Raw genomic sequence first — 9,082 nt, forward strand, 5'->3', positions numbered from 1 at the left:
CGCCGGCGGTGGTGCGGGCGCGGCGGGAGCCGGCCAGGGCCGCGCCGCGGCGCCTCGCGCCCCCCGGAGAATCATGTGATGAATGTCACATCGTCGCAGGTAGGGCCGCACACCTGCTCTGTCAAGGGACCAGCGGCTATCGGCGCGCGCGAACTTGACACGCCCTCTCAACAGGTCTGTTGTGGACAGTGTCAGCGACGACGACAGGAGTTCACGATGAAGGCAGCCCGGTACTACGCACGCGGTGACATCCGGATCGAGGACATCCCTGAGCCGACGGTCGCGCCCGGCACGGTCGGGGTGGACGTGGCCTGGTGCGGCATCTGCGGAACCGACCTCCACGAGTACGGCGAGGGCCCGATCTTCATCCCGCCGGCGGGCCACCCGCAGCCGATCAGCGGCGAGTCCGCCCCGGTCACGCTGGGCCATGAGATGTCGGGTGTGGTCTACGCGCTCGGCGAGGGCGTCACCGACCTCGCGGTCGGCGACCACGTCGTGGTGGAGCCGTACATCATCCACGACGGCGTCGACACCGGCCCGGACAGCCGCGACTACCACTTGTCGCCCGACATGAACTTCATCGGGCTCGGCGGCCGTGGCGGCGGGCTCGGCGAGAAGATCGCGGTCAAGCGCCGCTGGGTGCACAAGATCGCCGACTCGATCCCGCTGGACCAGGCCGCCCTCATCGAGCCGCTGTCCGTCGGCTACCACGCCGCCGAACGCGCGGGGGCGAAGGCCGGTCAGACCGCCCTGGTCGCCGGTGCCGGCCCGATCGGCCTGCTCACCTCGGCGATCCTCAAGGCGCTCGGCGTCACGGTCATCATCAGCGAGCCCAGCCCGCTGCGCCGGCAGAAGGCCATCGACTCCGGGGTCGCCCAGCACGTGCTCGACCCGCGCAGCGACGACGTCGTCGCCACGGTCCGCCGGCTCACGGGCGGGCACGGTGCCGACATCGGGTTCGAGTGCACCTCGGTGCAGCCCGCCCTCGACACCCTGGTCGACGCGCTCCGCCCGCTCGGGGTGCTCGTCATCGTGGCGATCTGGAGCCACCCGGCGAGCTTCGACGTGCAGAAGATCGTGCTCAAGGAGCTCGACGTGCGCGGCACCATCGCCTACGTCAACTCCCACCCGCCGACGATCCGGCTGGTCGAGGAGGGCAAGGTCGACCTCGCGCCGTTCATCACCGGGCGGATCGGGCTGGACCACCTCATCGACTCCGGGTTCGAGACGCTCATCCACCACAACGAGACCGCGGTCAAGATCCTGGTCTCGCCGTCGGGGCGCGGTCTGTAGCACCCGGCAGATGCACGAGGGCCCGAGACCGGTCGAACCGGTCTCGGGCCCTCGTGCGTGCGGAGCGGATCAGGTGCGCGGGTCAGCGCTCGGCGGCCTTGAGGCCGTCGCCCACCGTGGCCAGCAGCTGGGCCCAGCTCGCCTCGAACGAGTCGATGCCGCGGACCTCCAGGTCCTCGGTCACCGCGTCGAGGTCGACGCCGAGGGCCGCGAGGCCGTCGAGCACCGCGCGGGCGTCCTCCTGGGCGCCGGTCACGGTGTCCCCGGTGACCGTGCCGTGGTCGGCGACGGCCTCGAGCGTCTTCTCCGGCATGGTGTTGACCACGTGCGGGGCGACGAGCTCGTCGACGTAGCGCGTGTCGGGGTAGCGCGGGTCCTTCACCCCGGTCGAGGCCCACAGCGGCCGCTGCACCTGGGCGCCGGCGGCCGCCAGCGCGCGCCAGCGGTCGGTGGCCACGAACCGCAGGTACTCCCCGTAGGCGAGGCGGGCGTTCGCGATGGCGGCCTTGCCGCGCAGCGCGGCCGCGGCCGGTGTGCCGAGCGCGTCGAGCTGGGCGTCGACCGCGGTGTCCACCCGGGAGACGAAGAACGAGGCCACCGAGCCGATCGGGCGCAGGTCGAGGCCCGCGGCGAGGGCCCGCTCCAGCCCGGAGGCGTGCGCCTCGAGCACCGCCCGGTACCGGGCCAGGGAGAAGATGAGCGTCACGTTGACGCTGATGCCCTGGGCCAGGGCGTCCGTGATCGACGGCAGCCCCTCGACGGTCGCCGGGATCTTGATGAAGAGGTTCGGCCGGTCGACGCGGGCCCACAGCGCCCGCGCCTGGGCGCTCGTGGCCAGCGTGTCCCGGGCCAGCCGGGGGTCGACCTCGAGGCTGACCCGACCGTCCACGGTGCCGCTGCGCTCGTAGACCGGACGCAGCACATCGGCCGCAGCCCGCACGTCGTCGGCGGTGATGGTGGCGACGGCGGTCTCGACGTCCGCCCCGGCGGCGGCCAGCTCGCGCAGCTGGGGTGCGTAGGCGTCGCCGTGCGCGACCGCGGCGGCGAAGATCGTCGGGTTGGTGGTGACCCCGACGACGCCACGGTCGACGAGGGCAGCGAGGTTGCCGCTGGTCAGGCGGCTGCGGGACAGGTCGTCGAGCCAGACGGCGACCCCTGCCTGGGCGAGTGCGGCGAGCGGGTTCATGCGGTTCCTCCTTGACGAGGTCCGACCGTTGGTCGGGGTACCGAGCGCCCGGCGGGTCAGACCAGGACGAGCTCCGGGGCGCCGACGGCGCGCAGCACGAACGCCTCGGTCTGCGCGATCGCGTGCTCACGGGCCGGGCCGCCGGCCGGCACACCGCGGCCGGACAGGCACGCGATGACCAGCGGCAGCGTGACGTCGAGCTCCTGCTCGGGGAAGGCGCCGGTGGCGATGCCGCGCGCGAGGATGCGGCGCAGGATCTGCTCGACCAGGACGACGTGCTCGCGGACCCGGGCCTGGGTGGGCGCCGACAGCACCCGACGCAGGTCGGGGCCGGGGGCGAAGTGGAACTCGGCCTTGAGCGTGAGCTGTTCGCGCACGTAGGTCCGCAGCTGCTCGACCGGGTCGTCGATGCCGGCGAGCGCCTGGTTGAGGGCCTCGGCCCAGCCCGTCGTCTCGTGCATGATGAGGCCGACGAGCATGGCCTCCTTGTCCGGGAAGTGGTTGTAGACCGCGGTGCGGCCGACCCCCGCCCGGGTGGCGACCTCGGAGAGCGTGACGGCGTCGAACCCGCGCTCGCCGATGAGCTCGGACAGTGCGGCGAACAGGCGCAGCCGCGTCTGCTCGCGGTGCTCCCGCAACGAGGCGCCGATGATCTTGGGCATGGTGACATCATGCCACGCTCTGTCACCAAACCTGACCGGGCTCACCCCCGAACCCTCGGCCTCCGGGACGAAGGGCCGTAGACTGGTCGCCGCACGCTCGGGTATTGCGACGTGCACCCGACGACGTTGTCGAGGATCCATGACGAGACGGGCAGCCCTTCGGCCGGCCGCGGGCGAGCGTCACGACGCCCCGGGGCTGCGCGCCGCCCATGAGCAGTTCGTCACCACCGGCAGGACCCCGACCCGCTCCGTCCGCGCGCTCGTGGTCGAGTCCTGGCGGCGCAGCCGGCTCGGCGGCGTCGACCCCGAGGGCCCGGCCGCACCCCAGGTGATGTCCGGCCCCGACCTGGACGCGTTGCGCCGCGAGCACCCGCTGGCCGCCGCGGTCCCGGCCATCCAGCACCTTCTGGTGCAGCCCGCGGCCGGCTGGGTCACCGCCCTCACCGACGACACCGGCCGGCTGCTCTGGGTCGACGGCGACCACGAGGTGCGCCGCCGCGTCGAACGCGTCGGGTTCGTCGAGGGCGCCCTGTGGCGGGAGGACTGCGCGGGGACCAACGCCCCCGGGATCGCCCTGACCACCGATGCGGAGGTGCAGGTGCGCGGTGCCGAGCACTGGCTGCGGGCGGTGCAGCCCTTCAGCTGTGCGGCCGCGCCGGTGCACGGACCGTCCGGCCGGCTGCTCGGGGTGCTCGACGTCACCGGGGGGCCGGTCGTGGCCAGCGACATGGCGATGGCCCTCGTGCGGGCGACCGTCGCGGCCATCGAGGCGACCATCGCCGGTGCCGGTCCGACGCCGAGCGCGGACTCGGGTGCGCCCTGGTTGCGCGTGCTCGGCCCTCGCGGACCGGTGCTGCGCACCCCGACCGGCGAGGTGCGCCTGTCCGGCCGGCACTCGGAGATCCTGCTGCTGCTCACCGAGCACCCGGCGGGGCTGGCCGCCGACGAGCTGGCCTGCCTGCTGTCCGCCGACGACCTGTCCGACGTGACCGTGCGGGCTGAGATCAGCCGGTTGCGACGGGTCGTCGGACCGCTGCTGTCGGAGTCCCGGCCGTACCGGCTCACCGAGGCGGTGCACTCCGACGTCGAGGCGGTGCGCGGTGCACTCGACCTGGGCGACGTCGGTCTCGCCCTGGCTGGGTACCCCGGACCGGTGCTGCCCCGGTCGGTGGCGCCGGGTGTCGAACGGGTGCGTTCCGACCTGGCCAGCGACGTGCGCGCCGCCGTCCTCGCCGGGGACGACCTCGACGTGCTGCTGCGCTGGGCGTCCAGCCCCGAGGGGGCCGACGACTGGGCGGCCTGGCGGGCGATCGTGCAGCGCACCGCGGCCGGCTCGGCGCAGCACCTGCGGGCCTCGGCGCGGCTCGCGGCGATCGAGCGTGAGCTCGGCCCGGCCAGGCGTCGACCGGTGGTCGTCGGCCGCTGAGCCCGACCCGTCGCACCGGGTCCCGAGCCCGTCACCAGGGCTGGGACCAAGGTCCTACAGGTTGCAACGGACCTGCAACGTCGTCGCCCTTAGCGTGCGCACGAGGACGCGGCGACGAGGCCGTGACCCGGGAGCCGGCGACGTCGGCGGCCCCCGAGGCCCGCAGAAGGGTGGACGCATGACCGTCTACGCAGCACCTGGACAGCCCGGCAGCCCCGCGCGATACCGGGAGCGCTACGACCACTGGATCGGCGGCGAGTGGGTGGCCCCCGCGGCCGGCCGCTACTTCGAGAACCCGACGCCCGTCACCGGGCGCACCTTCACCGAGGTCGCCCGCGGCGACGGCGACGACATCGAGCGCGCGCTGGACGCCGCGCACGGTGCCGCCCGCAGCTGGGGCAAGACCACCGCGACCGAGCGGGCGATCATCCTCAACAAGATCGCCGACCGGATGGAGCAGCACCTCGTCGAGATCGCCGTCGCCGAGTCGTGGGAGAACGGCAAGCCCGTCCGCGAGACGCTGGCCGCCGACATCCCGCTGGCCATCGACCACTTCCGCTACTTCGCCGGGGCCGTCCGCGCGCAGGAGGGGTCGATCTCCGAGATCGACAACGACACCATCGCGTACCACTTCCACGAGCCGCTGGGCGTCGTCGGCCAGATCATCCCGTGGAACTTCCCGCTGCTCATGGCCGTGTGGAAGCTCGCCCCGGCGCTCGCGGCCGGCAACACCGTCGTGCTCAAGCCCGCCGAGCAGACGCCGGCCTCGATCCTCTACCTCATGGAGCTCATCGCCGACCTGCTGCCGCCGGGCGTCGTCAACGTCGTCAACGGGTTCGGCGTCGAGGCGGGCAAGCCGCTGGCCTCCTCGCCGCGCATCCGCAAGATCGCCTTCACCGGCGAGACCACGACGGGCCGGCTGATCATGCAGTACGCCGCGCAGAACATCATCCCGGTCACCCTGGAGCTGGGCGGCAAGAGCCCGAACATCTTCTTCGAGGACGTCGCCCGGGCCAAGGACGCCTACTACGACAAGGCGCTCGAGGGCTTCACCATGTTCGCCCTCAACCAGGGCGAGGTGTGCACCTGCCCGTCGCGCGCGCTCATCGCCTCCTCGATCTACGACGAGTTCCTCGCCGACGCCATCGTCCGCACGCAGGCGATCAAGCAGGGCAACCCGCTCGACACCGAGACGATGATCGGCGCGCAGGCCTCCAGCGACCAGATGGAGAAGATCCTGTCGTACATCGACATCGGCAAGGCCGAGGGCGCCAAGGTGCTCACCGGCGGTGCGCGCAACGTGCTCGACGGCGACCTGGCCGGCGGCTACTACGTGCAGCCGACGATCTTCGAGGGCAAGAACTCGATGCGGATCTTCCAGGAGGAGATCTTCGGGCCGGTCGTCGCGGTGACGAGCTTCGAGGACTACTCCGACGCGATCCACATCGCCAACGACACCCTCTACGGGCTCGGCGCCGGGGTGTGGTCCCGGGAGCAGGCCACGGCCTACCGGGCCGGCCGCGACATCGAGGCCGGTCGGGTGTGGACCAACTGCTACCACGCCTACCCGGCGGCCGCGGCGTTCGGCGGCTACAAGGGCTCCGGCGTCGGCCGCGAGAACCACAAGATGATGCTCGACCACTACCAGCAGACCAAGAACCTGCTGGTCAGCTACTCCGGGACGAAGCTCGGCTTCTTCTGACCGGACCGGTGTCCCGGGGCGGCAGGCGGCACTGCCCGCCGCCCCGGGCACCCGCGGGGCCTTCCGGGTGCGACCTGGCCCGGGCGGGTGCACCGTGGAGCCACTGCACCGCGTCGGGCGGCCATGCAGCGCCGCAGGAGAGGTGAGGTCATGGTGGGAGCAGTTGTGGAACGTGTCGGGCTGACCGAACCGGCGGCCGAGCTGCTGCGCGAGCTGCGCGCCCGGTACGGGGAGCTCATGTTCCACCAGTCGGGCGGCTGCTGCGACGGCTCCTCGCCGATGTGCTACCCGGCCGGTGACCTGCTCGTGGGTGACGCCGACGAGCACCTCGGCGACCTCGACCTGGGCGACGGCGGCACGGTCGGCGTCTGGATGACCAAGGCGCAGTACGAGTACTGGAAGCACACCCACCTCACCATCGATGTCGTCGACGGGCGCGGGGCGGGGTTCTCGCTCGAGGCGCCCGAGGGGAAGCGGTTCCTCATCCGGTCCCGGCTGTTCACCGACGACGAGTGGCTCGCCCTGACCGACGCCCACCTGGTCTGAGCCGCGCCGCGCCGTCCACGACCCGCCGCGTGGTCGGGGACCGGCCTGCCCGGTCCGTGACAGGCACGCGATCGACACCTCGGTGCGGTCGGGTCCCGTCCAGGGTGGAGGTGCCAGACTGGCGGCCATGGCCACGGATGGGATCGAACCGGACACCAAGGACTGGACCTGGGTCCTAGACCGACGCTGTGAGCAGTGCGGATTCGACGCGTCGTCGGTGCCCGGCCGGACCGTCGCGGACGCCCTCACGGTCGCGGTCGCCCGGTGGCGCGTGGTGCTCGCCCAGCCCGAGGCGCGGCGGCGCCCCGACCCCGGCACGTGGTCGGCCCTCGAGTACGGCGCCCATGTGCGCGATGTGTGCCGGGTGTTCGACGAGCGGCTGCGGCTCATGCTCACCGAGGACGACCCGCTGTTCGACAGCTGGGACCAGGACCAGACGGCGCTCGACGACGGCTACGGCGACCAGGCCCCCGACCGGGTGGCCGAGGAGCTGGCCGCGGCCGCCGCCGCGTTCGCCATGCACCTGGCGGCCGTGCCGGACGACGCGTGGTCCCGGCCCGGCCGGCGCTCCGACGGCTCGGTCTTCACGGTCGACACCTTGTCCCGCTACTTCCTGCACGACGTCCTGCACCACCTGCACGACGTCGGGGTCTAGGCCCGGACAGCCCGACGGGGACGGCGCTCCTGGTCGCGAGCCCGCGCCGGGCCTAGACGAACGGATCCGTCCCGGCGGGCACGAGGTCGACCGCGACCGAGAGCGTCGACCCGGCGCCCTCGGTGAAGATGACCCCGCGCAGCGGCGGGACGTCGTGGTAGTCGCGTCCCCAGCCGAGCACGACGTAGCCGGAGTCGACGAGCGCGTCGTTGGTCGGGTCGACCTCGAACCAGCCGTGACCGGGCAGCCAGACCGACACCCACGCGTGCGAGGCGTCCGCCCCGCGCAGCTTCGGCCGGCCGGGCCGCGGCCGGGTCTCCAGGTAGCCCGAGGCGTACCGGGCCGGCAGGCCGTGCGCCCGCAGCGCCGCGATCGCCAGGTGCGCGAAGTCCTGGCACACCCCGGCGCCCTGGGCCAGCAGCTGGGCCTGCGTCGTGTGCACCGTCGTGGAGCCGGTGCGGTAGGTGAGGTCGTCGTGGATCCGGCGGGACAGGTCGAGCACGACGTCGCGCAGTGGCCGGCCCGGTGCGAAGGAGGGCGCCGCGAAGGCGCGCACCTGATCGTCCAGCTCGACGTGGACCGAGGGCAGCACCATCTCGCGCAGCGTGACCAGCCCCACCTCGTCGGCGCCCACGGTCTGCAGGTCGCCGTCGCGCACCGCGGCCGCGACCTGCTCCCACGCGAGGTCGGGAAGCGAGGACGGGTCCGGGGTCGGCCGGGTCACCTCGAGCCGGGACCGGGCGGTGACGACGAGGCTGCGGTGCGGTGCGGTCACCGAGAAGAACGTGGTGCGGTTGCCGAAGTAGTCGACGTGCTCGGCGGTGTCGGCCGGGGCCGGGTCGACACCGAGCGTGGTCGTCACGCAGTGCTGGTCCGGCAGCTCGCGGGGTGTCAGCGTGGTGCGGCCGTAGGAGTCGGTGACGTCCTGCGGGTACGTGTAGGTGGTGCGGTGCACCAGGTCGTACACCCGGGCGGTCACGGTGCGACCTCCGCGGCGTTCGGGCTGCCCCACAGGTCGGTCTGGGTACGCAGCGGCGCCGGACGGGAGAAGTGCACCCGCTCGATCTCGACGTGCGCGGCCCGCAGCCGCCAGCGCATCGAGTCGAGCGACTCGGCGAGACGTCCGCGTCTCCCGTCCGGGCCGACGGCCGACCCGGCGGCCACCGCGTCGAGCTCGGCCTCCAGGTCGGTGACGTCACGCAGCAGGTGGTCGCGCTGGACCGGCCGCGAGCTCACCGGCACCGCCTCGAGGTCGACGAGCAGCCGGTCGAGGGAGTACGCGAGCGAGCGCGGGTTCGTCCGGTCGTGCACGAGCAGGTCGAGCACGGCGGGGACCTGCGGCGCCGCCTGGAACCGGCGGCGGAAGGTGATCGCCGACTCGTGGGTGAGCAGCACCGACTCGAGGACCAGCTCGTCGACGTCGGCGGCCCCGGCGCGCACCGCGGTCGCCGACAACGTGTCGAGCACGTGCTGGGCGCGCTCGATGCGGCGCCCGGCGTCCAGGAACCGCCAGCCGACGTCGCGCGTGAGCCCCTCGGCCGCGATCCCGGACACCGCGAGCAGCGACTCCAGCACCCGTTCCAGCACGGGGCGCAGCCCGGCGGTCGCGGCG

General features: G+C 73.1%; 9 protein-coding genes. 5 read left to right on the forward strand and 4 right to left on the reverse strand.

What is annotated here, in order from left to right:
- Positions 1–216 precede the first annotated feature (216 nt).
- Positions 217–1,293, forward strand: coding sequence for a 2,3-butanediol dehydrogenase (locus F2B26_RS12210; RefSeq protein ID WP_159809753.1), 1,077 nt, complete (start codon positions 217–219; stop codon positions 1,291–1,293).
- An 82-nt stretch (positions 1,294–1,375) separates the two neighbouring features.
- Here F2B26_RS12210 and tal read toward each other — a convergent pair whose 3' ends face one another.
- Positions 1,376–2,479 carry a transaldolase gene (tal, locus tag F2B26_RS12215; protein WP_159809755.1) on the reverse strand — a complete coding sequence of 368 codons (1,104 nt, stop codon included), beginning with the start codon at positions 2,477–2,479 and terminating at the stop codon, positions 1,376–1,378.
- A gap of 56 nt (positions 2,480–2,535) precedes the next feature.
- Positions 2,536–3,141 (reverse strand): TetR/AcrR family transcriptional regulator, encoded by a 606-nt coding sequence (locus F2B26_RS12220; RefSeq protein ID WP_159809757.1) that lies wholly within the window; start codon positions 3,139–3,141, stop codon positions 2,536–2,538.
- A gap of 139 nt (positions 3,142–3,280) precedes the next feature.
- Here F2B26_RS12220 and F2B26_RS12225 point away from each other — a divergent pair, with 139 nt between their 5' ends.
- The 4 genes from F2B26_RS12225 to F2B26_RS12240 all read left to right on the forward strand — a co-directional run bounded on the left by F2B26_RS12225 (position 3,281) and on the right by F2B26_RS12240 (position 7,470).
- Complete coding sequence (locus F2B26_RS12225; RefSeq protein ID WP_159809759.1) at positions 3,281–4,567, forward strand: helix-turn-helix domain-containing protein; 1,287 nt, start codon at positions 3,281–3,283, stop codon at positions 4,565–4,567.
- A 178-nt stretch (positions 4,568–4,745) separates the two neighbouring features.
- On the forward strand, positions 4,746–6,269 hold the full coding sequence (gene exaC / locus F2B26_RS12230) for an acetaldehyde dehydrogenase ExaC (protein ID WP_159809761.1): 1,524 nt from the start codon (positions 4,746–4,748) through the stop codon (positions 6,267–6,269).
- A 150-nt stretch (positions 6,270–6,419) separates the two neighbouring features.
- Complete coding sequence (locus F2B26_RS12235) at positions 6,420–6,815, forward strand: DUF779 domain-containing protein (protein ID WP_159809763.1); 396 nt, start codon at positions 6,420–6,422, stop codon at positions 6,813–6,815.
- A 127-nt stretch (positions 6,816–6,942) separates the two neighbouring features.
- A complete protein-coding gene (locus F2B26_RS12240; RefSeq protein ID WP_159809765.1) occupies positions 6,943–7,470 on the forward strand; it encodes a DinB family protein in 528 nt (175 codons plus the stop codon).
- A gap of 52 nt (positions 7,471–7,522) precedes the next feature.
- Here F2B26_RS12240 and F2B26_RS12245 read toward each other — a convergent pair whose 3' ends face one another.
- Together F2B26_RS12245 and F2B26_RS12250 are read right to left on the reverse strand one after the other, a co-directional pair.
- Positions 7,523–8,449, reverse strand: coding sequence for a transglutaminase family protein (locus F2B26_RS12245; RefSeq protein WP_159809767.1), 927 nt, complete (start codon positions 8,447–8,449; stop codon positions 7,523–7,525).
- Positions 8,446–9,082: alpha-E domain-containing protein (locus F2B26_RS12250; protein ID WP_201292721.1), on the reverse strand; the 637-nt coding region annotated here is incomplete at its 5' end. The genes F2B26_RS12245 and F2B26_RS12250, both read right to left, overlap by 4 nt.

Source organism: Cellulomonas citrea (genome assembly GCF_009829685.1).
GTDB classification, from domain to species: Bacteria; Actinomycetota; Actinomycetes; order Actinomycetales; family Cellulomonadaceae; genus Cellulomonas; species Cellulomonas citrea.

Coding starts and splice junctions, on each gene's coding strand:
- F2B26_RS12210 (WP_159809753.1), top strand. CDS start 217: ATGAAGGCAGCCCGGTACTACGCACGCGGTGACATCCGGATCGAGGAC.
- tal (WP_159809755.1), bottom strand. CDS start 2,479: ATGAACCCGCTCGCCGCACTCGCCCAGGCAGGGGTCGCCGTCTGGCTC.
- F2B26_RS12220 (WP_159809757.1), bottom strand. CDS start 3,141: ATGCCCAAGATCATCGGCGCCTCGTTGCGGGAGCACCGCGAGCAGACG.
- F2B26_RS12225 (WP_159809759.1), top strand. CDS start 3,281: ATGACGAGACGGGCAGCCCTTCGGCCGGCCGCGGGCGAGCGTCACGAC.
- exaC (WP_159809761.1), top strand. CDS start 4,746: ATGACCGTCTACGCAGCACCTGGACAGCCCGGCAGCCCCGCGCGATAC.
- F2B26_RS12235 (WP_159809763.1), top strand. CDS start 6,420: ATGGTGGGAGCAGTTGTGGAACGTGTCGGGCTGACCGAACCGGCGGCC.
- F2B26_RS12240 (WP_159809765.1), top strand. CDS start 6,943: ATGGCCACGGATGGGATCGAACCGGACACCAAGGACTGGACCTGGGTC.